The sequence below is a fragment of the Arthrobacter sp. G119Y2 genome (assembly GCF_038069765.1).
In the GTDB taxonomy this organism is placed as follows: domain Bacteria; phylum Actinomycetota; class Actinomycetes; order Actinomycetales; family Micrococcaceae; genus Arthrobacter_B.
The window spans coordinates 21,717-43,434 of sequence record NZ_JBBPFS010000007.1 but is presented as its reverse complement, the minus strand read 5'-3'; the positions used below and the strand labels follow the sequence as shown (position 1 = coordinate 43,434).

The following is a 21,718-nucleotide window of genomic DNA, read 5'->3' as shown; positions in this document are numbered from 1 at the left end:
TCGCGTTACCGCTAAAGACTCACACACGCGAACCCGAATCAACCCAATCAACACGGCCTAACTTCTCAGCCGGCGGCTGGCTCGGCGCACTGCCTCCGTGAGCCGGTCCAGCCGCTCGGACTGAAGGGTCCAGGACTGCCAGTACAGCACGACGTCGTGGTGGGCCCGGGCGTCGAGCAGCACCAGCCGGCCGTCGTCGAAGTCGGAACCTACCTGCAGTTCCGGCACCATGCCCCAGCCCAGCCCGGCCCGCACGGCGGCCACAAAGGCCTCCGATGACGGCACGGTGTGCATTGGCGGCGAGCCGGAGACGTTGCGGGAGGCAAGGAAGCCGCGCTGCAGGTCGTCCTTGGTATTGAAGTGCAGCACCGGCATCGCTTCCCAGTCCACGCCGGCTGCTCCGGTGAACCGCTCCCGAAGACCGGGCGCCGCCGCGGGAACGTAACGCATGGCCCCCAGCCGCACGGCCCGGCAGCCGTTCACCGGTGCCGGATCGGACGTCACTGCGCCCAGCACGTCGCCCTGCCGCAGCAGCCGGCTGCTGTGGTCCTGGTCCTCCACATGCAGATCCAGCGTGGTGTCCGCCCAGCCGGCGGCGTCCTCAAATACAGCCAGGAACCAGGTGGCCAGGGAATCAGCGTTCACGGCCACGGGCGTGGCGGTCACTGCCGAGCTCCCGGACCCCAGGGCTTCCCGGGCCTCGGCTTCCAGCAGCTGCACCTGCCGGGCCAGGCGCAGCAGTGCCGACCCGGCGTCGGTCGCGGTGCAGGGCACGGCCCGGCGCACCACCACCTGGCCCGCCGACTTCTCGAGCGCCTTGATCCGCTGGCTGACCGCGGACGGACTGATGTGCAGCCGGTCCGCTGCCGCCTCGAAGGTGCCCTCGTCAATGACCGCTGCCAGGGCCCGCAGATGCTCAAAGTTCATGAAGTAAATCTAATGCAGGTTCAGAATCTTTCGTTTGTCTGCATCGCCGTGCAGAACTACCGTCAAAGGTATGTGGAGCATTTGGGGTACCGGACTGTTGACCGGATTGGGACTGATCGTCGCCATCGGGGCGCAGAATGCCTTTGTCCTGCGGCAGGGCATCCGCCGCGAGCACGTCGCTGCGGTGGTGGTGCTCTGCGCGGTGAGCGATGCCGTTCTGATCCTTGCGGGAACTGCGGGTATCGGCGCTCTGGTGGAAAACTTCCCGCAGGTTCTGCGCATCCTGCGCTGGGGCGGCGCGGTTTACCTAACCTGGTTCGCGGTCCGGTCCTTCAGGTCCGCATTGAAACCTGCCGTGCTGACCGGTCAGGCGCCGCGCTCCCGCGGATCGGTCATCACCACCACGCTGGCGCTGACCTTCCTGAACCCGCACGTCTACCTGGACACCGTGGTGTTGCTGGGCAGCCTGGCCAACCAGTATGGCGAGGCCCTGCGGTGGGTCTTCGCCGCGGGGGCCGTCCTCGGCAGCATCCTCTGGTTCTCCGGTCTCGGTTTCGGCGCCCGTGCCCTGTCCGGAGCCCTCAGCAGGCCGCGCACCTGGCAGGTGCTGGATCTGCTCATCGGCATCGTGATGCTTGCCCTGGCGGTCAAACTGGTCCTGGGCTGACGCTGCGGCAGCTGCTGTACAGGCTGGGAGGCGGCTCCTACACTGGCCCAACTGCCTTCATCCCGTGCACCCCGCCACCACTGACAGGATCACCGCCCATGCCTCTCGTTTCCAGGTTCTTCGCCGGAGTGCTCCTGGCCAATGCGGTGCCGCACGGGGTCAGCGCGGTCCAGGGGAAGGAGTTTCCGACGCCGTTTGCCGCGCCGCCCGGCGTCGGGCTCTCCAGCCCCGTGGCCAACGCCGTGTGGAGCTCGCTGAACGCCGCCGGCGGCACCGCCCTGCTGGGCCGTACCGCCACCGGCGCCCGCGAGCGGGCCGCGGTCCTGGCCGGAGCCGTCTCCATGAGCATCTTCCTCGCCTATTACTTCGGCAAGGTGCAGGGTTCGGCGCCGGGCACGACGGCGACCAGGACCTAGCCGCGAGCTCCGGAAGATTCCGGCGCCCGCTCCTAGGCCGGACCGTGCGTTGCGGTGACCCAGCGCAGCAGCGAGTACAGCAACTGGGACGCACCGGGCATAAACCCGGACCCGTGGTGGTAGACCGGGTCCATGGTGGTCACCAGCAGGCGGGCCGGCTGGTTCACCTCGTCCACGTAGAGCAGGGCGCCGGAGTCGGTGCCGTCCTCCTCCATGACAACCAGGGAACGTGCTCCGGCCGGCGGATGCAGCAGGCCGTGGTGGTGCCAGGAGACCGAGCGCGGCGTGAAGTACTCCCACAGCGGATCCCCGGGCAGCCGCAGCCGGGTGCCGTTGTCCTCTCCGGTGCGCCAGGTCCAGAACACGGTGGGGCGGAAGGTGTAGCCGACACCGGGCAGCCAGTTCTCCACCTTGTTTTCGCCAAGCACGATCACCGTCTTGGCCGGATCCTGCAGCGCCGCCCGGACCGCGGGAGCGAAACGGGCCAGCTGGCCCTGATGCAGGCGGTCTCCCACCAGAATCACGTCCAGGGCGGCAAGATCGGCCGGATCTGCGTCGGGCAGGTAGACCGACTCGAGGCGATAGGGTGCCAGCGCCGGATCGGCCACGGTGCGCAGCGCCGGGAAGGTGCCGCAGTGCAGCAGACCGATGCGCGGGGCACTTCCGGGCCCGGCAGCAGCCGCGGCACCGGCGGTCGATGCGACGGGGGTAGTGGTTGCGGCGGTCGTCGCAGCGGCGGTAGCGGTTGCGACGCTCATGCGCGGACTCCTTCAGCGTCGTGGCGGGACCGGACCCCGGAAGCAGAAACGGACCCGTTCCCGGAACCGCCGTCCAGCCAGGCCACCAGGTTGGGACCGAGCTTCCGGGTGGAGTACTTTTCGTCGGAGAAGCTCTCCAGATCGTTGCCGCCGTGCACGAGCACTTCGCCCGCTCCGAGCCGGTAGCTGTAGTCCAGGGGCAGCCGGTACTGGCCGATTCCGGTGACGGTCCGGGCGCCGTCGGGCAGGTTCAGGTGGTAACCGCGGCCGTAGAAGCCGGCGACGCCGATTTCCTCCAGCCGCTCGTAGCTGTGCGTCCCGGGGACGCCCGTGCGGTAGTGAAGGTCCCGGTAGTCGACGCCGTCCCAGACCGGATGCGGCTCCACGGAGTGTGGCCGCACATCCTGCGGGCCGCGGAATTCCAGCTTCCGCCACGGCGCCAGTCCGTCGATGAACGGCTGCACGACCTGCCCGTTTACCAGCACCCGGCCGCCGCCGCGGACAAAGCCGTTCAGCGCGTCACGGTGTTTAGCCAGGAGCAGATGGTCAGCGCCGCCGCCGATGATCAGCCCGCCGGCGGAAAGGATCCGGGCGCGGGCTGCGTCGTCGTTCAGGTAGTAGGCGTCCACGTCGTCCAGTGCGCCGCGCCACGAGGGGGCTCGCTGGCCGCGCATCGGGGTTTCGCCGATCAGGCGGTAAATCACGGAAGGTCCTTTCGGAAGGGCAGTGCGGCTGCGGACTGGGGAGGCTGTGCGGCTCCGGAACGGGACGTCACGGGGCAGTCCTGGCGGCAGGAGGGGCCGAAGTCCGGCACGGCAATCACGCGGTCGCCGGAGACGGTGCCCACGGTGGGGGTGCAGATGGGCAATCCGTAGACCGCCGAGAGTGCGGAGCCGGTGAGCAGCTCTTCGGTGGGCCCCCACCGGGTGTCGTCACTGCCGACAAAGAGCAGCGCATTGCGGGAGACGTGCAGGGCGTGGTCGGGGTGGTGCGTGGTCATGATGACGCCCATCCCGTCGGCGGCGAGGCCGGAGAGTACGGTCAGCACGCGGGACTGGTTGTGCAGGTCCAGGGCCGAGGCGGGCTCGTCCAGGATCAGCAGTTCGGATCCGGAGGCCAGCGCCCGGGCAATGAGCACGAGCTGCCGCTGGCCGCCGGAGAGTTCGGCGTAGCTGCGGTTGGCCCAGGCGGCGACGCCCACCCGTTCCATGGCGGCGTCAGCGGCGTCGTGGTCTTCGCGGCGCGGGGCCTGGTAGGCGCGCAGGTGCCGGCTGCGGCCCATGAGCACCATCTCGGCCACGGTGAAGGAGGTGCCGCCGGCGCCGTGGTCCTGGGGTACGTAGCCGACGGCGGGGCCGCAGCTGATCTGTCCCTCGCGGGGCGTCAGCAGCCCGGAGAGGCACTTGAGCAGGGTGGTTTTGCCGCGTGCGTTGGGGCCGAGGATGGACAGGATTTCACCGCGTTCCAGCTCGAAGCCCAGGCCGCGGAACAGCCAGGGGCGCAGCCGCGAGTAGCGGAAGCCCAGCCCGGTCACGGACATCAAGGGGCCGGCTGCGGCGGCCGGTGCGGCTGACCTGCCTGCCGCAGGTTCAGCGGCGGCCGGCGCGGTTGCCGGAGCTGCGCTCAGGGGTGTTGTCAGGGCTGACACGACGGTCATGACAGCGCGCCTTTCTTCTGGGAACGGGCCAGCAGCACCACAAAAACGGGGGCGCCGATAATGGCGGTAAGGATGCCCAGCGGCAGTTCGCTGCTGGACAGGGAACGGCTGAGGGTGTCGATCAGCATCAGATAGGTGCCGCCGAGCAGCAGCGACGCCGGCAGCAGCACCCGGTGATCCGGTCCCATCCAAAGGCGGGCCAGATGCGGAACCACCAGGCCCACCCACCCGACGGCGCCGGCCACAGCCACGGTGCCGGCCGTCATCAGGGCCACTGCACACAGCAGGACCACGCGGGAGCGGTGCGGGTTCACGCCCAGGGCGGCGGCGTCGTCGTCGCCCAGTGAAAGCACGTTCAAGCGCCAGCGCATCGCCAGCACCACGGCGGCACCGATCGCCACGGGGACCAGGGCGGTGAGGACCTTGGTGTAGCTGGCGGCGGCAATGGAGCCGAGCAGCCAGTGCACAATCGAGGGCAGTTCGGAGTATGGATCGGCGGTGTAGGTGATGAAGGAGACCATCGCGTTGAAAAACGCGGCCACCACGATTCCGCCGAGCACGATCATCAGCATCGGGCCGCCGGCTCCGCCCATCCGCCCCAGCGCCAGCACGACGGCGAGCGCGGCCAGGCCGAAGCCGAACGCACCGCCCACCATCCAGCCGCCGGAGAGGCCAAGGGTCAGCACCAGCACGCCGCCGAAGGACGCTCCGGCGGTGACGCCGATGATGTCCGGGCTAACCAGCGGATTGCGGAACAGGGCCTGCAGGCAGGCACCGCCCAGGGACAGCGCCCCGCCCACCAGGAATGCCAGCAGGACGCGCGGCAGGCGTACGTCCAGCACCACGGTGGCTTCCTGATCGGTCCAGGTCCGCCGCAGCGCGCCCTCTCCCCCGCCGGCGCCGAAGAGTGCCGTTGCCTCGTTGGCGAGGATGCGCAGGATCTCGTTCGGCGGCACCCAGTACCGGCCGGCGGCCATGGACACCAGGGCCACCGCGCACAGGATCAGGACACACAGCAGCAGCGGCAGCCGGTGGCTGCGGGCCGGCGGGCGGGATGATTCGGGCGGGGCCGGCCGGGAAGAGGCCGACGGCGGCACGGGCAGGCCGGCAGCCTCGACTGCCGCCGCCGGGGCCGCCGGTGCCATACCCGCGGCAGCCGCCGTCGTCGTGCCCGTCCTTGTCTCAGGCACTGAAGACCTCGTAGCCGGTGCTTGCGCTGTTCAGGTCCAGGCGGAGGGCGGCGTCGATCTGGGTCTCTGAAATGTCGTAGCCGTAGAGGTAGCTGATCTTCTCGCGCATGGCTGCGCGGAGGTTGTGCCGGGTGAGCCCGGGATGGAAGATCTCGGCGGCCCACTGCCACATCAGCGGAGATTCGGCGCACGGGACTTCCCAGCGGTAGCCGCCCAGCGGAGCCTTGTAGACGCGGCGGTTGCGCACTGCGGACACGGAGGCCAGGGACTTGTCGGCGTACACGTCCGCCGGGGTGCGGGTGTCGAAGCCTCCCAGCGTGATGACCTCGGGGTCCCATTCGATGAGCTGCTCGGCGCTGACCACGTTCTCGGCACTGATGTTGTCCGCGGCCATGTTCCGGCCCCCGGCCAGTTCCATCCAGTAGTGCATGTAGGAGGATTTGTTCGACGCGGAGTAGCCGTCTCCGGACTGGCCCAGGTGGACCACGCGCACCGGGGTCGTCACGGAGGAAAGTTCCTGCCGGAGGCGCTCGATCTCGGCGTGCATCCAGTCCACAATCTCGGTGCCGCGTTCCGGCTTGCCCAGGATCGTCGAGAACAGCGAGACCCAGGTTTCCAGGTATTCCTGCGTGCCGTAGAGCAGGCAGACGGTCTTGAAGCCCGCCGTTTCCAGCGGCTCCACCAGGCCGTCGCCCTGGTCCGCCCACTGGAACACGACGTCGGGGTCCAGGGAGGTGAGCGTTTCAATGTTCGGCGTGAAGCTGGACGGGGAAACCGTGGTGGTCGTCTTCGACTCCGGGTACATCTCCCCGAACAGGCCCTGCCGGTTGGCCTGGACGGTGGACTCGTTGATGCCGACAATCTTGCCGTAACCGCCGTCCACCGCGGCGAGCATGGAAGGCGAGGGGATCACCGTCGTCGCAATCCGCTGCACGGGAGCGTCAAAGGAGACCTGCACGCCGCGCATGTCAGTCACGGTGAAGCCCTGTGAACCGGCTGATCCGCCGGCGGTGGCCACCGTTTCGCGGGAGGAACAGGCGCCCAGGGCAAGGGCCAGAAAGCCCAGGCCGGCGCCGCCCAGAAGGGTTCTGCGGGAGGTTCCATGAGGAGGATGGGAGGGAGACAACTGCATTCCTATCGCTAACGGAAGGTAAGGCTTACCTAAGACTGACGTAGATATCAGACCACATCGAAGCGATTAGCGCATATTTGTGTATCGTAATTCGCTGATTCGCCCCTGCAGGGCGGCCCTTCCAGCCCGCCCGGGGACGCGAAGCGACGGTGGATGACCGCTCCCGGCGTGGTAGGCTCCCTGACACGCTGGTAAAGCAGCGGTTCTGCGGGAGTCCCTCTGGGGACTGAGAGGGCTTAAGCGCCGACCGCCACACCTGATGCGGGTCATGCCGCCGTAGGAAAAGGACATCCCGGTGAATCCTGCACCCCAGCCCTCCCGTTCCGTCCCCGGAACACCCGCCGTCGACGTCGTAGTGGTCGGCGCCGGAGTGATCGGTTTGGCAGCAGCCTGGGAGCTGCGGCGGCGCGGCCGCACAGTTGCCGTGGTTGACCCGGATCCCGGGGGCGGCGCATCTCTGGCCGCGGCGGGAATGCTGGCTCCGGCCTCCGAGGTGCAGTACAGCCAAGAGCCCCTGTATCCGCTGATGGCTGCCTCCGCGGCCGAATATCCGACGTTCGTTTCGGCACTGGAAGCAGCGGCGGGCGCGTCCGTTGGTTACCGGCGCACCGAGACCCTGGTCTGCGGAGCCGATGCCGCCGACCGGCAGGCGCTGGCAGATTTGCGCCTGCTGCAGATGAGTTACGGGACAACGGTTGAGCAGGTATCCCTACGAACCGCACGCACGCTGGAGCCTGCGCTCAGTCCCCGCCTTTCGTCCGTCTTCCGCATTCCCTCCGACCATCAGGTGGACCCCCGCCGGCTCACCGCAGCCCTTCTCGGTGCCCTGGTGGCACCCGGCGGGACGGAGGGTTGTCCTTCCGGCCGGACAGACGGCGGCCCTGCCGTGCTCATTGGAGCTTCCGCCACCGGCCTGCTGTGGGGAGGCGGAGCCGTTAGCGGCGTCGTACTGGAGGACGGGAGGGAACTTGCCGCCGCACAGACGCTATTGGCAGCGGGCACCGGACTAAGCCGGCTGCACGGCCTGCCGTCCGGCTATGCTCCGCCGCTGCGCCCCGTGCACGGGGACATCCTGCGCACTCGGCTGCCCGCGGGAGCGCCTCCCCTGCTCGAGCACACCGTCCGCGGCCTGGTTCACGGCGTACCGGTCTATCTGGTGCCGCGCAGCGACGGCACGATCGTCATTGGCGCCACGTCCCGCGAGGACGGACGGAACGGGGCCAGCGCCGGAGGTGTTTTTGCCCTGCTGCGGGACGCACAGACCCTCGTACCGGCAGTTGCGGACCTGGATCTGGTCGAAGTCATGGCCCGGGCCCGCCCCGCTACCCCCGATGACCGCCCGTACCTCGGCGCCCTGCGCAGGCCGGACGGGACGCCCGTACCCGGCGTGGCGGTGTCCACCGGATTTTCGCGGCACGGGGTGCTGCTGGCTCCGCTGGCTGCCCGCCTCGCAGCCCAGCTTCTCACCGGCATGCGCGGCAGCAACCCGGCAGCCGATGCCCGGTTCCTGGCCGCTGCCGACCCGCACCGTTTCGACCACAGCAGCCCTAACCCGCCCGCCGCCGCTCCCGCCGCTGCGCCGCCCACCACACCTCCGCTCAGCACACCGCCGCCCGCCACCTCGAACAGGAGCATGTAATGCCCGCCATAACCTTCAACGGCACCCCCAGGAACGTTCCGCGGGAGACCACGATCACCGATCTCGTCGCCGGCGCCACCCGGCGCCCGCTGCTGCCGGACGGCCGTCCGGCCGACGGCGGGCGCCTAGGCGTAGCGGTGGCGGTGGACGCCGCCGTCGTGCCGCGCAGCTCCTGGTCCCGCACGACAGTCGCCGAGGGACAGACCGTTGAAATCGTCACCGCCATCCAGGGAGGCTAATCATGGCCAGCGTTCTCACAGCCGACCACTTGGAACTTGACGGCACAGAACTGTCGTCCCGGCTCATCATGGGCACGGGAGGCCTGACCTCCCTTCACACCCTCGAGCAGGCACTGCTTGCCTCCGGGACCGAACTGACCACCGTGGCAATGCGGCGCTTCACCCCGCAGCAGGGCGATTCCCTTTTTGCGGTGCTGGAGCGCAACGGCATCCGGATCCTGCCCAATACGGCCGGTTGCTACACCGCGCGCGACGCCCTGCTGACAGCGGAGCTTGGACGCGAGGCACTGGAAACTAACTGGGTGAAGCTGGAGGTGATCGCCGATGACGAGACACTGCTCCCCGACGTCGTGGAGCTGCTGGACGCCACGGAGCAGCTCGCGGCCCGGGGATTCAAAGTGTTCGCTTACACCTCTGATGACCCGGTCACCGCGCAGCGCCTGGAAGACCTGGGTGCTGCCGCCGTCATGCCCCTGGGTGCCCCGATCGGCACCGGCCTCGGCATACTCAATCCCCACAACATCGAGCTCATCACCTCCCGGGCGTCCGTACCGGTGATCCTGGACGCCGGCATCGGCACCGCTTCCGAAGCTGCTCTGGCCATGGAACTGGGCTGCGACGCCGTACTGCTGGCCAGCGCCGTCACCCGCGCCCAGGATCCGGTGGCAATGGCGGCGGCAATGCGGCATGCCGTAGCCGGCGGCCGTCTGGCTTTCCGCGCCGGCCGCATTCCGGCCCGCAGCCATGCCGTGGCGTCCTCTCCCCGGGCGGGGACCGTTGGCTCCGGCGAACCCGAGCACCGGCCCCGCGGCGACTGGGAACCCGTCGGAACTACGCAGTGATTTCCGGCCGGCGCCGCCGCAAACATGTCGCTGAAAGACGTATCGTTACGCCATGACTCTCCCGGCACTTAAAGAACGCGCAGGTCAGAGTGGATACGACATCTGACGACGTAACAATTGCTACTCACTTGACAGCAGCTGGTGGTAGCTTCGCAACCATGACTGCGATCCCCGATTCCATCCCTGTTTTGGACCTGAGCACCGCCCGCAATGCCGACGGTTCCTTCAATACCGACTTCATTGCTGCGCTGCGCGAAGCAACCCACCGGATCGGGTTTTTCCAGCTGGTTGGCTACGGTGCCGGTGAGTCCAAATGGGAGGGCCTGTTCGACGTCACCAAGCGCTTTTTCGACCTGCCGCTGGAGAACCGGCTGGAGCTGGACAACCGCAAGTCGCCGCACTTCCGCGGTTACACCCGGCTGGGGACCGAGCTGACCCAGGGCCGCCCGGATTCACGCGAGCAGATCGACTTCGGTCCGGAACGCGAACCCGTGGCGGATTACCCGTCCGATCAGCCGTTCTGGCTGGTCCAGGGCCCCAACCTTTTCCCTGACGAGGTCCTTCCCGAGCTGCGGGAGAAGTCCATGGAGTGGGCGGAGCTTATGTCTGAGGTGGGCGCGGAACTGCTCAGCGCCATCGCGGTCTCCCTCGAGCTGCCCGAAGACCACTTCGCCGAACCGTTTGAAGGCTCCCCGGCCTGGATGGCCAAGCTGGCCCACTACGTGGGCGGCGAGGTTCAGGAAGCCGGCACCCAGGGTGTGGGCCTGCACGCCGACTACGGCTTCGTGACGCTCCTGCTGCAGGATTCCGTGGGCGGCCTCGAAGTCCGCCCGCACGAGTCGGAGACCTGGCTTCCGGTGGAGCCGATCCCCGGGGCACTTGTCGTCAACCTCGGCGAAATGCTCGAAGTGGCCACGCAGGGCTACCTCTCCGCCACCATCCACCGCGTGACGGCTCCGGCCCCCGGCGTGGACCGCTACGCCATTCCGTTCTTCTGGTCGCCGCGCCTGGACGCCGTCATTGATCCGGTGGAGCTGCCCGCCGAACTCGCGGCGCAGTCACGCGGAATTTCCGATGACCCGGAAAACCCCATGCTGGCGTCCTACGGTTCCAATGTCCTCAAGGGCTGGCTCCGGGCGCACCCCCAGGTGGCCAAGCTGCACCACCCGGAGCTGCTCACCTCCAAGTAACGCCCGGAGCGCAACCGGCGGGCCGGCCGGCCAAACTGGACTGGCCGCCGCCGGTTGGGATGCACAGGCTGGGCCTGGCCCAGACTCTCACGCAGATCGCCACAAGGCTCGCGAAGAACTGCACGCGCGTGTTCAGCGCGGCGAGAACCACGACGACGACAGTCGAAAACTGGGGCCGAGGAACGGTCAGACACAAGTTCCACAGCCCCAGTAGCGACATCCCGCCAACGTCGTTTCGGATGCTTAGCGCAGGTGAATACCTAGCAGCCGCCGATTGCGACCGCGTAACGCAGTGCGCCAAGGCTGGGGTTTGCATATAGTTCCGTTTCGCCTGCAGTTACGCAGAACTCCTCGGACGCATAAGTGTAATCGACTCTGATTTTCACCGTCGAACCATTGCTGGTGCAGTGGGTATAGTGAGCGACTCGCCTCTCCCCCCGAGAAAGGACTCCAAGTGAAGGGTTTTGGAAGGCTGATAGTCGAGTCGTAGTACTCGGTCTTCTCATAGTGTCCGCATACTCCTGCACTGGCAGGACCCGCTCCAATCAGCCCTGAGGCCGATGCAAGCGCCGTGGCAAGCAGCGCAGTGGCGTCGGCCGTTGATGTTATTTTTCTAAAGCCTGCATTTTTCATAAGTTACAATCTCCAATGTAGATTGGTTCTTAACTTTTTTTGAATGTGGCGAAATAACGTAAATGACAATACCAGCAGTAAGGTGAGCATGCAAGGGAAAGAATTGAGTAATTCGCGAAAATCTGAGATCAAGTGGAAATGGCAGAGTGCGGCCATCTTCATTCTCATCGTCTGCGGCGCCACCCTCTTCTGGCTATTATCAAATGGCGTCATAAGTCAAGGGGTGGCGCTCTGGACTATTCCATTCTGTTTCGTTACGATCGCCGCACTCATCACATACATTGCGATCATGAACCGGCAAAAATAGCTCCTTGAATATGGTTGGGCAATGGTGAATCCGGCACCCGGCCGGGAAGTCCCGGCGGCCAGGTCTGGATCGGAGGCTTGCGGCAGAGGCACACTGGTCCCGTGAAGGGAAACCCCTGGGTTCTGCACGTTGACCTCGACCAGTTCATCGCGGCGGTCGAGGTGCTCCGGCGCCCGGAACTCGCAGGCAAGCCGGTCATCGTCGGCGGCCGCGGAGACCCGACGGAACGGGCGGTGGTCTCCACCGCCTCCTATGAAGCGCGGGCCTTCGGCGTGGGGTCCGGCATGCCGCTGCGCATCGCGGCCCGGAAAGTGCCCGACGCCGTGATCCTCCCGGTCGATGCCGAGGCCTACCTTGCCGCTTCGGATCTGGTGATGGCCGCCCTGCGGGCCCAGCCCGGCGCCGTCGTGCAGGTTCTGGGGTGGGACGAAGCCTTTGTGGGAACGGAGACCGGAGATCCGGAAGCCTACGCCCGGCAGATCCAGGCCGACGTCCTGGAGCAAACGCAGCTGCACTGCAGCGTGGGCATCGGCGACACCCTGATCCGGGCCAAGAACGCCACCGACTTCGGCAAGCCCGCCGGCGTCTTCCGCCTGACCGCCGGGAACTGGCTCGACGTGATGGGCGAGCGGCCCACCAAGGATCTGTGGGGCATCGGCAACAAGATCTCGGGCCGGCTGGCGAAGCTGGGCATCGCCACCGTCGCGGAGCTCGCTGCGACCGATCCGTCGACGCTGGTTCCGGAGTTCGGCCCCAAAATGGGGCCCTGGTACGCGGAGCTCGGACGCGGAGGCGGTACGAGCGTTGTGGATGACACCCCGTGGGTGGCCCGCGGACACAGCCGTGAAACCACCTTCCAGCAGGACCTCACCGAGCCGGACCAGGTGCACGACGCCGTGCGGGAGTTAACCGCGCAGGTCCTGAAGGACGTGGAAGCCGAGGGCCGGCCGGTGATCGGGCTGACCCTCAAGGTCCGGTACGCGCCGTTCACCACCAAGACCCATGCCCGCAAGATCCCGGAGACGTTCGACCGGAAAGATGTCCAAGCCAGGGCCATGGACCTGGCCGGCGCGATCGAACCCGGCCGCCCCATCCGCCTCCTGGGCCTGCGGGCCGAAATGGCCATGCCCGACGACGCGAGGAAGGGGCACACGCCCACCCGCGGTGGCTGGTGAACCCGGGAAACTGCCCTGCGGCCGCCGCAGAACCGCGGAACGGCTGCTTGCCCGCGGCCCGGTTCACCCGTGGCTGGGTTCACCGGTGACCCGGTGGTCGGCATGGTTGATGGTTTCACGAATCAGCCGCTCGAGATGCCCGTCGCGCAGGGAGTAAATGACATGCCGGCCGTCCTTGCGGGTCTCGACCAGTCCGCTCAACCGAAGCTTGGCCAGGTGCTGGCTGACGACGGTGCGTGAAACTCCCGCACCCGCGGTCAGCTCAGTAACCGTCTTAGGACCCTGCAGCAGTTTCCACAGCAGAGCCAGGCGGGTTGGTTCAGCGAGCAGGCGCAGTGTGGCCGCCGCCGCCTCCAGGAGTTCAGGGCCAGGCTCCACGGCGTGGACCAGTGAGGGCGCCCCTGATTCGGGAACGGGCGGGCCGGGATGTTCGCTGCTCAAGCGCCATCCTCCTTTTCTACAGCTGCGGGCGCTTCCGCCGGCATAGACCGGGGCCAGGACAGGAAGGCTCCCGCGCTGCCCATTATTGCAACAAGCGTCAGCGCTGCTGCGGCCCAGCCCAGGCCGGCAGTTGCCCCGAACCAGCCGGCCAGCGGGTACGTCAGAATGTAGCAGGCATGTGAAAGTGAGAACTGGGCGGTGAAGACGTAGGGCCGGGTGGCTTCAGTGGAGGCTTCCCGCAGCAGCCGCGCCGACGGTGTCAGGATCGTGGAGTTGGCCGCTCCGAGCAGGAGCCAGAGCCCGAGCAGCAGTCCCCATCCTGAGTCCGGAACAACGGCTACCACCGCGGCGGCGGCAGCCAAAGCAACCGGAATGACGGCGGCTCCGCAGAGCATCACCGTCCTGTCACCGAATTTTTCCAGGACCGGCGGTGCAGCCAAGGCAACAACCATGGATCCGATGCCGAAGCTGGCAAGAGCCAGGGCCAGATCACTGTCCGAGCGCTGCAGCACATCCCGGACAAAAACCACGGTGTTGACCAGAACCATGGCTGTTGGTGCGGCAACCACCAGGTTCAGGGCCAGCAAGGCGCGCAGCCTGCGGTTCCGCCAGAAGATCCTGGTTCCGAGCGTGGTGCGGTGCCACACGGACGTCTGCTCGCCGCCGGTTTGGCGGACCGGAGGCAGAGCTGTCACGGCAACCATCAGTGCCGAGCACAGGAAACCCGCAACGGTTCCGAGGAAGAGGTTGCCGTAACTGAGCATGGTCAGCAGCAGGGCTGCCAGAGCTGGGCTGACCAGCGCCTCCAGGTCATACGCCAGCCGTGAAAGAGACAGGGCCTTCGTGTACTCGCCCCGGTCAGGAAGGACCTCCGGGATCACGGATTGAAAGGCAGGAGTGAACGTTGCTGATGCCGCCTGCAGCAAAAAGATCACCACATAGATCTGCCAAACCTCGCTGATGAAGGGGAGGCTCAGGGCCATCCCCGCCCGCACAAGATCAGCACCAATCAGGATCCGTTTTGTGGGCCGCCCCGCCAGCAGTGCGTTGATCAGCGGAGCCAGCCCCACGTAGGCCGCCATCTTGATCGTGAGCGCGGTGCCGAGAACCGCACCGGCGTTGCTCCCGGCGAGATCGTAGGCCAAAAGGCCCAGGGCCACCGTCAATAACCCGGTTCCAACCAGCGCGATCACCTGAGCGGCATACAGCCGCCGATAGACCCGGTTCCGTAAAACTGACCACATGACGCCGCCTTTGAGTGCATATGTGCATGCTTACGCACATATTGTAGCCGGTTGGGCGGCCAGTACGGGGACAGCGCCTTCCCGCGGCACCCCCGGCCAGGTGGCCGGCAGATACCCGGCAGCCCGGATGCCCTGCTATCCCCCGCCTGAGGGAAGCCGCCATGTCGACGCGCTGCGTCTGGACCGCGCACCCGCCACGAGCAGAAGCGCAAAGAACGCTGTGATCCCGGCAGCCCCCAAAACTATCCGAGCCCAGGGAGGCAGGCCCCAGAGCGTGGCGGAGGGCGAGAGCAGTCCAAAAACACCCGAAATCAGTACATACGCTCCTCCGCCGGCAAGAATCACGGACGAAATGAGCAGTGCCCGAAACCGCACCAGCCGTGAGCGCGGCGCGAAGTTGCCTGCGTAGTCGCCGGGCTGCCCGAACGCCATGGCAGGATCCTCGCCGGACTCCGCCACATGGCTTTCCACTTCGCGGACTATCTGAGTGACCGCTTCGTCGGGAACGCCGCGGAATTCGAGTGCATCCCGCAGGTCTTCGGAGTATTCCGCATAGGGCTGCTCAGTCATTGCCTGCCTTCTTTCCGGAAATGATCGACGTCGCGTGGGCGGAAAAGACTCCCCAGTCCGCCCGCAGGGATTGAAGCCGTTCCTGCCCGGCGGGCGTAATTGCGTAGTATTTCCGGCCCGGACCGCCGTCGCCGCCGCGCCAGGTTGCCGTGAGGACCCCGTCCTGCTCAAGGCGGGTCAACAGCGGGTAGAGCGTGCCGCCCTTAACGACTCCGAGCCCGCCTTCAGCCAGCCGCTGTCCGATGAGGTAGCCGTAGGTTTCCTCCTCGCTGACGATCGACAGGACCGCTGCGGCGAGGACACCCCTCAGCCACTCGGACGGCCACTGCGAAATTTCCATGACTAGATCATGAACCCACCTAATTGGTAAAGCAACCTAGTGTGATGTTTTTTTCAGGACCGGTTGCACCGAGTTGAGCACGGAGGCCGGCACAGCGTCAGTGAACGGAAAAGCCGCCGTCGACGGCGAGTGACTGGCCAACAACGTACGCTGAGCCCGCGCCGGCCAGGAACAGTGCGGCGCCGGCGAAGTCCTCCGCAGTGCCGTTGCGCCCGATCAGGGTCCGGGCGGACAGGGAGCGGACGGCGTCGGGGTTCGAGCTGAGCCGCTCGTTCAGCGGCGTCCGCACGAACCCGGGCACCAGGACGTTCGCGGTAACACCGAGCGGGGCCCATGCTTCAGACTGCGACCGCGCCAGCGCTTCCAGTGCCGCTTTCGAGACGCCGTAGGCCCCGCTGGCGGCGAAGGGCCGGTGCGCCTGCTGGGAGCTGATGTGGATGATCCGTCCAAATCCACGTTCGGCCATGCCCGGCGCAAGCCGCTGGCCAAGGATGAACGGTGCGTCGAGGTTCACCCGCATCGTGGCGTCCCAGACGGCCTCGTCCAGCTCTGGCATCGGCGGGCGGAGATTGATTCCGGCCGAGTTCACGAGGATGTCGACGGCGCCGACAGCGTCGGCAAGTGCATGTGCACCGTCACGGGTGGACAGATCCGCGGCGACGCCGGCCGCGGAGCCGCCGGACTGCCGGATGTCCTCCGCCGCGGCGTCGACGGCTGACGCTGTGCGGGAAGCAATAACAACATGGGCGCCTGCCTGTCCCAGTGCCAGCGCGATGGCACGGCCAATCCCTGAGCTTCCGCCGGTGACGAGCGCCACGCGACCGTCCAGGCCAAAAAGTTGCTTCAGGTATGCCGCGGAATTCATGGCACGAGCCTAGCAACGCACCGGGCGCAGGACCGCGCCCGGTGCGGAGTAAGACGCTAGGCGGTCTCGTTTCCCACCCGGATGAGGACCTTGCCGGTGGTGCCGTTCTCGACGGCGTCGTGCGCGGCGGCGGTGTCCTCAAGGGAGAACCAGGTCAGGGGAAGCCCGGCCTGCTCCCCCACCGGCAGGGCGCCGTCGCGCAGCGCAGCGGTAATGTCCTCCGCCGCCGCGTAGTGGGCTTCCGAACCAACGGTGTAGACGAGTACACCCTGCCAGCGGACGTTCTTCGCGAAGCTCGGGATGACCGGGACGGTGAATTCGTCGCCGTTGTTGTTCGCGTAGTAGGCAATGCTGCCGTGGTTGGCGATCACGTCGACGTCGAGGGCCGCGTTCTGCGCCGGGGACACCTCAACGATGTGGTCGACGCCGTCGGGCGCGATCTCGCGGATCCGGTCGGCTTCCGCGTCGTCGGGATAACGGACTATGTGGTGGGCGCCGGCCGCGCGGGCGAGTTCGGCCTTGGCGTCGCTGCTGACCGTGGCGATGACGGTTGCGCCCGCCCAGGCGGCGAGCTGGATCGCGGCATGGCCGACGGCGCCGGCACCGCCCTGGACGAGGACCATGCGTCCGCTCAGTGCGTCCGGGGCAAGACGGGACGGCCCGAATTCGTGGACAGTCAGGGCCCGGTGCGCCGTCATCGCGGGCACGCCGAGGCTGGCGGCGACGTCGAACCCGATGCCTTCCGGAAGCGGCACCACACGGTCCGAGGGAAGGACCGCGAATTCCTGGGCGGTCCCGGTCGGGCGGCCGTGGGCCGCGAGGTAGACCCAGACGCGGTCGCCTACCTGGGGATGAGTGACGCCGTCGCCGACCGCGTCGACAACTCCGGCACCGTCCTGGTTCGGCACCACTTCGGGAAAGGGCGCGCCGCCGGCGCGGGCCTTCCAGTCGGTGGGGTTCACGCCGGAGGCGACGATGCGGACCCGCACTTCGCCCGGGCCGGGAGCGGCGACCTCGCGGTCAACCAGATTGAGGACGGAGGAATCACCAGCGGAGGAATACACAATTGCTTTCATGAGCACTAAAAGAAGCAGGTTCCGCGTTCTATTCCCGGGACGTGGTCCCGGTCACCGAACCTGCTAGCCCGCTTCACGCAGCCGCTTCACCTCGCGGGCTACTTTGTCCTCCCGTATCTTGAAGGCAAATTTGCCGTACAGCGCCAGCCCCCAGGCGATCGCGGCAACTGCCAGTCCCAGGATCGGCCAGACAGGCCAGAAGTAGCCGTCCGGCGTGGTCAACCACCAGATCAGCAGCATTGCGGCGGCGGCCAGGACCCACACCACCATTACGGCCTTGTAGACGGTGCGGGCTATGACGATGGCGCGGGCGCGCCGTTCGATCTCAGCATCTGGATTCATCAGGTTTCTCCTGTACTGGGAAGCTTCATCCAGGCCGTGTGTGCCTGAAGCTGGACGGCTGGGGTACATGATGCACCAGCCGCGGCCGTTCTGCCGCAGTAATTGCCGGCAGATTCTGCTCGCTTAGGTCTCCTCGGCGGCTTTCAGGCGGCTCGAGCCCACCGCCGCCGCGAAAGCCTGATAGTCCCTCTCGTTCTGATCGGCATAGCGCTGGGCGAAATCGGTGATCGCCGCATCGAACTTCCCGCTCTTGCCGAGGTATGCGGCGATGGCTACCGGATCACCGGAGCGGGCATGGGCCCGGGCCAGGGTCCAGCCGCAGGCCCGCGCATAAAATGCCATCCCGGCCGGGCGCATCGCCTCCACCGCCGCGGAGCCCTTCATATCCCGCAGCTGCCGCCAGTACAGGTACCGGTTGTCCTGCACGCCCTTGGTCCAGCCCAGAAAGATGTCGCTCGCAGCCTGCAGCAGCCGCTGGCCCTGCACAACACGCTCGCCGGGCTGCCGGTACTTGCTCTTGGGCAGGTGGTCCTCCAGTACGGATCCGGTGGCCTCCTTGACCTGGAGAAACAGGGGATCCTGCTGGTCGCGGCCTTGAAGCAACACAATGAAGGCCCGGGTGCCGACGCTGCCGACCCCAACGACCTTGCGTGCGGCATCAATGATCTCGAAACGCTCCAGCAGGGTTCGCCGGTCGGCCGGCAGTGTGGCCCGGTAGGACCGGAGCTGTTCATGGAGCGCCTGCTGCACCTCGTCCCCGGACAGGCCGTACGCGCCTTCCAGTTCCCGCAGGGGAACAACGAGGGGCGGTTGGCTGACAATGCGGTATTTTCCGTCCACAAACTCTCCGAGTTTGGAGAGCGCCTGCAGGCTGTCGCGGGTGCGTGCCTTGGCTGCGGTCTTTTGCACGGCCTTTTCCACCCGCCGGGACTTCTTGGACATCTTGTTCTTCCGGGTAGCCTCCTCCGACACCATGCTCTGCAGTGCGTCTTCGGACAGCCGCGCGTACCAAATGTCCAGGGTGCGCATCTGCGCAAACTGAGCCATTGCCTCGCGGTAGGCCGTCACCGCCGCGAGGGCCGATTCCCGGGCTTCCTTGCCGGTGAACCCGTTGTTCCGCGCCGCGATGATGAAGCTGGCTGCCAGCCGCTCGACGTCGTACTCGAACGGTCCCGGAAGGGTCTCGTCAAAGTCGTTCAGGCCAAAGAGCAGGTGACGCTCCGGTGAGGCAAACAGTCCGAAGTTGGACAGGTGGGCGTCTCCGCACAGCTGCACGCGCAGGCCCGACCGCGGAGTGTCCCTCAGATCCGCGGCCATGATCTTCGCGGCACCCCGGAAGAAGGTGAAGGGGGAAGCCAGCATACGGGCGTGCCGCACCGGCACCAGGTCCGGCTCCCTGGTGAGATTCTGTTCCTCCAGCAGGGCAACCGGATCGGGCCGGTTTGGTGCGGGCATCCATCCTGCGTGGCTGGAAAGGGGCGTCTTTTCCCGGCGCGCCTTGCCCTTGGCTATCCGTTCCTTGACGCTCAGGTGTTGCCCGGTTTTCTGCCCGGTTTTTTGCTCCGCTTTTTGCTCCGGCATGATCGGGTGACCTCCGTTTGTTGCCGGCGGCCCAAACCCCCTCGGCCGGTGCTTTCAGGTCCAAGCGTGGCAGGAACCCACCCGATTGGATAGGGCATCGAAGGGCAGGGCACCGGGTACCAGGCACCAGGCACCAGGCACCAGGCACCAGGGCGGGGAGTCAGGCGGGAGCGCCCCGGGAGCGGTGCCGGCGGACTGCGGCCCGGTTGGCGCAGCGCACTGAACAGTAGCGCTGGCGGCCGTTGCGGGTGACGTCCACAACCACCTGCCCGCAGGGCTCGGCCGCGCAGATTCCGAGGCGGTGCATTCCGCGGGTCACGAGATGCAGCGAAGTGCCCACGCTGATCACGGCCCGCAGCACCGAAGGCAGCGCCTGGTTGTCGTCGCGGTAATGCAGGTGCCAGCCTTCGCCGTCGTGGTCTGTGAGCCGCGGATACGCGGTGGCGTCGGCCATCTGCGTGTTCAACAGCGCAGCCCGGCCGCCGGGATCCGGCGTGCGGACTATTTCCAGCCAGTCATCGACCACCCGGCGGGTCCGCTGGTGATCTTCCGGGCAGACGGGAAACTCCATTGTCATGCCGAACTCCCGGGTGCGCTCCACCACCCCCGCCCGGGAGTCCGGCCATTCATTGGCCAGCGACGCCGCGAGCAGGACGGCGTATTCGCCGTAAGGGTTGAGATGCATAAGGGCATTACACCATGCTGGATTCCATGCCTACCACCCCGGCCTCAACCGAGTCTCCCCGCCAGCTGCAGAACCCCGGCCACGAGCATTCCTGGCTGACCGAGTCCCGTCACCGGGTGTCCCGCGGGCTCATCCTCTATGTCAGGTGTTCCCAGTGTGCGGCGCGGCGGGTGGACTTCCAGGCGCCCTCGCAGCCCGTCCCCTCCGGGATCAGCCGGACTGTTTAGCGCGGCTCAGGCTGAGCGCGGCTCAGGCCCGGCCGAACACTGCCACAAGGAAGTCGGAGTCCGGAGCGAACGGCCGCAGGTCCCAGGTGGAGAACTTCTGCTGGCATTCCAGCCCCGCGGACGCCGCGTCTTCGAGGAACTGGCCGAAGTCATAGCCGCGGCCGGCGCCGAACCCCGTGACCAGGCGGCCGCCGTCGGCCAGGTGGTTCCGCATCCGGGCCAGCACCTCGGGCTGGGTTCCGGGAGCCACAAACGTCATCACGTTGCCGGCGCAGACAATCACATCGAACGGCTCGGCAACCCCTTCGGCGGGCAGGTCCAGCTCCGCCAGGTCGCCGACAAACCACTGCAGGTCCGGGAAGTCCTGCTTGGCGGCTTCGATCAGTTCGGGATCGACGTCGACGCCGACGACGTCGTGCCCGCGGACAGCCAGCTCGCCGCCCACTCGCCCCGGACCGCAGCCGGCGTCGAGGATCCGGGCGCCGCGCGGAACCAGTGCGTCGATCAGCCGGGCTTCACCGTGCAGATCCGCGCCCTGCTCGCGCATCTGCTGAAACCGCGAGATATACCAGGCGGAATGGCCGGGATTCTGCCGTTTTTTTGCTTCCCAGAGAGTTTCGTTTCGCATCTCTACAGCGTACGTCTCCCGCCGTCAGCGGCAGGACGACGCGGACATGCGGGACGCGGACAAAGCCGATCAGAGCTTGCGGGCTTCCCGGACGTTTCTTCTTCCGGCGAGGTAGAGAAAGAGGGGAAGAATCAGCAAAACGGCAGTAACCACGAGGGCGATTTTTACCTCCAGCGGTGTTTCCCGGTAAAGGTCCCGCTCGCGGGTCTCGTCAAAGACCACAAAGTGCGCTGGATCCTGCCGATCCACGTAGAGCCGCACCTTTTCTCCGGTGGTCCATTCCGGTTCGGGAAACGATTTCTTCTGTGACCGGGTCTCCTCGATGGTTCCCTCGGCCTCGCCATCCTGGGCGGGGTAGCTGATCTGTGCCGTCGTTGTGGTGATGTAATCCCAGCCGGAACTGCTGTTGCCGTAGTGGTACCGGTCGGTTTCATGCTCAACGGTTACGTCTCCGACAACTGCCGTGGTGGCCGCTCCGTTGGCCTCGAGCCAGGCGTAGTCATCCTGCGTCTCGTAGGCGTGCTGGATCCAGACGGCGCTCCCCGCAACGATCAGCAACGCCAGGACCAGGGCAATCCGGCGGAAAACCCCGGTTTTGCGGGCCAGCCTTTCCGCGTTCCAGCCGGGTGCAAAGTACCCCGTGCCCTGACCGTCATTGGTGTAATACCGGGTGGTGTTGCTGATTTCAAAGGCGAAGCGGCTGGTGCTGCGGTTAGCGGAGCGTGTCCATCCTTCGGGTGGCACAAACGGCACGTTCTCCTCGGGTTTGCCGGATGAACCGGTTTCTCCGTCCCGGTCAGATGCCTGTTCCGGAGCCGGATCGGTACCGGAGGGTTTTTGCTGCACGTTCTGCCTTTCCTAGCGGTCAATCATTGTGCGGCGAGCCTGCGTCAAAGAGAGCCGCTGTGAAGCGGTGCCCGACGGCGGCGGCCCCTCGAATCTACAGG

General features: G+C 66.8%; 26 protein-coding genes and 1 riboswitch. Of the genes, 8 read left to right on the top strand and 18 right to left on the bottom strand.

Annotation, left to right across the window (positions count from 1 at the left end):
• Positions 1-57: 57 nt before the first annotated feature.
• Positions 58-927 carry a LysR family transcriptional regulator ArgP gene (locus WKB88_RS15035; RefSeq protein WP_341395365.1) on the bottom strand — a complete coding sequence of 290 codons (870 nt, stop codon included), beginning with the start codon at positions 925-927 and terminating at the stop codon, positions 58-60.
• A gap of 70 nt (positions 928-997) precedes the next feature.
• Between WKB88_RS15035 and WKB88_RS15030 the strand changes: the two genes are divergently transcribed.
• Positions 998-1,594, top strand: coding sequence for a LysE/ArgO family amino acid transporter (locus WKB88_RS15030; protein ID WP_341395364.1), 597 nt, complete (start codon positions 998-1,000; stop codon positions 1,592-1,594).
• Positions 1,595-1,692: 98 nt separating this feature from the next.
• Positions 1,693-2,010, top strand: a complete 318-nt coding sequence (locus WKB88_RS15025) for a hypothetical protein (protein WP_341395363.1) — start codon at positions 1,693-1,695, stop codon at positions 2,008-2,010.
• A 32-nt stretch (positions 2,011-2,042) separates the two neighbouring features.
• Here the strand turns inward: WKB88_RS15025 and WKB88_RS15020 are convergent, their stop codons facing one another.
• The 5 genes from WKB88_RS15020 to WKB88_RS15000 are packed head-to-tail and all read right to left on the bottom strand — an operon-like array spanning position 2,043 to position 6,747.
• Complete coding sequence (locus WKB88_RS15020; RefSeq protein WP_341395362.1) at positions 2,043-2,768, bottom strand: hypothetical protein; 726 nt, start codon at positions 2,766-2,768, stop codon at positions 2,043-2,045.
• Positions 2,765-3,472: a hypothetical protein gene (locus WKB88_RS15015; protein ID WP_341395361.1), complete on the bottom strand. Its 708-nt coding sequence runs from the start codon at positions 3,470-3,472 to the stop codon at positions 2,765-2,767. The genes WKB88_RS15020 and WKB88_RS15015 overlap by 4 nt, the downstream gene beginning before the upstream one ends.
• Positions 3,469-4,425 carry an ABC transporter ATP-binding protein gene (locus WKB88_RS15010; protein WP_341395360.1) on the bottom strand — a complete coding sequence of 319 codons (957 nt, stop codon included), beginning with the start codon at positions 4,423-4,425 and terminating at the stop codon, positions 3,469-3,471. The genes WKB88_RS15015 and WKB88_RS15010 overlap by 4 nt, the downstream gene beginning before the upstream one ends.
• Positions 4,422-5,615 carry a FecCD family ABC transporter permease gene (locus tag WKB88_RS15005; RefSeq protein WP_341395359.1) on the bottom strand — a complete coding sequence of 398 codons (1,194 nt, stop codon included), beginning with the start codon at positions 5,613-5,615 and terminating at the stop codon, positions 4,422-4,424. Before WKB88_RS15005 ends, WKB88_RS15010 begins: the two co-directional genes overlap by 4 nt.
• Positions 5,608-6,747 (bottom strand): ABC transporter substrate-binding protein, encoded by a 1,140-nt coding sequence (locus WKB88_RS15000; RefSeq protein ID WP_341395358.1) that lies wholly within the window; start codon positions 6,745-6,747, stop codon positions 5,608-5,610. The genes WKB88_RS15005 and WKB88_RS15000 overlap by 8 nt, the downstream gene beginning before the upstream one ends.
• 197 nt (positions 6,748-6,944) lie before the next feature.
• Positions 6,945-7,048, top strand: a riboswitch (TPP riboswitch).
• On the opposite strand from WKB88_RS15000, the gene WKB88_RS14995 reads away from it, so the two are divergent.
• The 4 genes from WKB88_RS14995 to WKB88_RS14980 all read left to right on the top strand — a co-directional run bounded on the left by WKB88_RS14995 (position 7,043) and on the right by WKB88_RS14980 (position 10,657).
• Positions 7,043-8,386 carry an FAD-dependent oxidoreductase gene (locus WKB88_RS14995; RefSeq protein ID WP_341395357.1) on the top strand — a complete coding sequence of 448 codons (1,344 nt, stop codon included), beginning with the start codon at positions 7,043-7,045 and terminating at the stop codon, positions 8,384-8,386. It overlaps the preceding riboswitch by 6 nt.
• Complete coding sequence (gene thiS, locus WKB88_RS14990) at positions 8,386-8,625, top strand: sulfur carrier protein ThiS (RefSeq protein ID WP_341395356.1); 240 nt, start codon at positions 8,386-8,388, stop codon at positions 8,623-8,625. The genes WKB88_RS14995 and thiS overlap by 1 nt, the downstream gene beginning before the upstream one ends.
• A 2-nt stretch (positions 8,626-8,627) precedes the next feature.
• Positions 8,628-9,467 carry a thiazole synthase gene (locus WKB88_RS14985; protein ID WP_341395355.1) on the top strand — a complete coding sequence of 280 codons (840 nt, stop codon included), beginning with the start codon at positions 8,628-8,630 and terminating at the stop codon, positions 9,465-9,467.
• A gap of 158 nt (positions 9,468-9,625) precedes the next feature.
• The gene (locus WKB88_RS14980; RefSeq protein ID WP_341395354.1) at positions 9,626-10,657 is read left to right on the top strand and encodes an isopenicillin N synthase family dioxygenase; all 1,032 of its coding nucleotides are present in this window, start codon (positions 9,626-9,628) and stop codon (positions 10,655-10,657) included.
• A 260-nt stretch (positions 10,658-10,917) separates the two neighbouring features.
• On the opposite strand, the gene WKB88_RS18250 is transcribed toward WKB88_RS14980, so the two are convergent.
• Complete coding sequence (locus WKB88_RS18250; RefSeq protein WP_445818937.1) at positions 10,918-11,163, bottom strand: DUF6355 family natural product biosynthesis protein; 246 nt, start codon at positions 11,161-11,163, stop codon at positions 10,918-10,920.
• Positions 11,164-11,698: 535 nt separating this feature from the next.
• Here WKB88_RS18250 and WKB88_RS14975 point away from each other — a divergent pair.
• Complete coding sequence (locus tag WKB88_RS14975; RefSeq protein ID WP_341395353.1) at positions 11,699-12,772, top strand: DNA polymerase IV; 1,074 nt, start codon at positions 11,699-11,701, stop codon at positions 12,770-12,772.
• Between the two features lie 63 nt (positions 12,773-12,835).
• Here the strand turns inward: WKB88_RS14975 and WKB88_RS14970 are convergent, their stop codons facing one another.
• The 9 genes from WKB88_RS14970 to WKB88_RS14930 form a co-directional block, all read right to left on the bottom strand.
• A complete protein-coding gene (locus WKB88_RS14970) occupies positions 12,836-13,213 on the bottom strand; it encodes an ArsR/SmtB family transcription factor (RefSeq protein ID WP_341395352.1) in 378 nt (125 codons plus the stop codon).
• Positions 13,210-14,457, bottom strand: a complete 1,248-nt coding sequence (locus tag WKB88_RS14965) for an MFS transporter (RefSeq protein WP_341395351.1) — start codon at positions 14,455-14,457, stop codon at positions 13,210-13,212. Before WKB88_RS14965 ends, WKB88_RS14970 begins: the two co-directional genes overlap by 4 nt.
• Before the next feature lie 135 nt (positions 14,458-14,592).
• Positions 14,593-15,027: a hypothetical protein gene (locus WKB88_RS14960; RefSeq protein WP_341395350.1), complete on the bottom strand. Its 435-nt coding sequence runs from the start codon at positions 15,025-15,027 to the stop codon at positions 14,593-14,595.
• Positions 15,020-15,367, bottom strand: coding sequence for a PadR family transcriptional regulator (locus tag WKB88_RS14955; RefSeq protein WP_341395349.1), 348 nt, complete (start codon positions 15,365-15,367; stop codon positions 15,020-15,022). Before WKB88_RS14955 ends, WKB88_RS14960 begins: the two co-directional genes overlap by 8 nt.
• 97 nt (positions 15,368-15,464) lie before the next feature.
• The gene (locus tag WKB88_RS14950) at positions 15,465-16,232 is read right to left on the bottom strand and encodes an SDR family NAD(P)-dependent oxidoreductase (protein ID WP_341395348.1); all 768 of its coding nucleotides are present in this window, start codon (positions 16,230-16,232) and stop codon (positions 15,465-15,467) included.
• Between the two features lie 56 nt (positions 16,233-16,288).
• Complete coding sequence (locus WKB88_RS14945) at positions 16,289-17,308, bottom strand: NADPH:quinone reductase (RefSeq protein WP_341395347.1); 1,020 nt, start codon at positions 17,306-17,308, stop codon at positions 16,289-16,291.
• A 63-nt stretch (positions 17,309-17,371) separates the two neighbouring features.
• Positions 17,372-17,650, bottom strand: a complete 279-nt coding sequence (locus WKB88_RS14940; RefSeq protein WP_341395346.1) for a hypothetical protein — start codon at positions 17,648-17,650, stop codon at positions 17,372-17,374.
• Between the two features lie 123 nt (positions 17,651-17,773).
• Positions 17,774-19,231 carry a DUF2252 domain-containing protein gene (locus WKB88_RS14935; RefSeq protein ID WP_341395345.1) on the bottom strand — a complete coding sequence of 486 codons (1,458 nt, stop codon included), beginning with the start codon at positions 19,229-19,231 and terminating at the stop codon, positions 17,774-17,776.
• A 160-nt stretch (positions 19,232-19,391) separates the two neighbouring features.
• On the bottom strand, positions 19,392-19,916 hold the full coding sequence (locus tag WKB88_RS14930) for a CGNR zinc finger domain-containing protein (protein WP_341395344.1): 525 nt from the start codon (positions 19,914-19,916) through the stop codon (positions 19,392-19,394).
• A gap of 26 nt (positions 19,917-19,942) precedes the next feature.
• Here WKB88_RS14930 and WKB88_RS14925 point away from each other — a divergent pair, with 26 nt between their 5' ends.
• Positions 19,943-20,143 (top strand): hypothetical protein, encoded by a 201-nt coding sequence (locus tag WKB88_RS14925; RefSeq protein WP_341395343.1) that lies wholly within the window; start codon positions 19,943-19,945, stop codon positions 20,141-20,143.
• 22 nt (positions 20,144-20,165) lie between these two features.
• On the opposite strand, the gene WKB88_RS14920 is transcribed toward WKB88_RS14925, so the two are convergent.
• Together WKB88_RS14920 and WKB88_RS14915 are read right to left on the bottom strand one after the other, a co-directional pair.
• Positions 20,166-20,771, bottom strand: coding sequence for a class I SAM-dependent methyltransferase (locus WKB88_RS14920; RefSeq protein WP_341395342.1), 606 nt, complete (start codon positions 20,769-20,771; stop codon positions 20,166-20,168).
• Between the two features lie 69 nt (positions 20,772-20,840).
• Positions 20,841-21,617 (bottom strand): DUF3592 domain-containing protein, encoded by a 777-nt coding sequence (locus WKB88_RS14915; protein ID WP_341395341.1) that lies wholly within the window; start codon positions 21,615-21,617, stop codon positions 20,841-20,843.
• Positions 21,618-21,718: the final 101 nt, after the last annotated feature.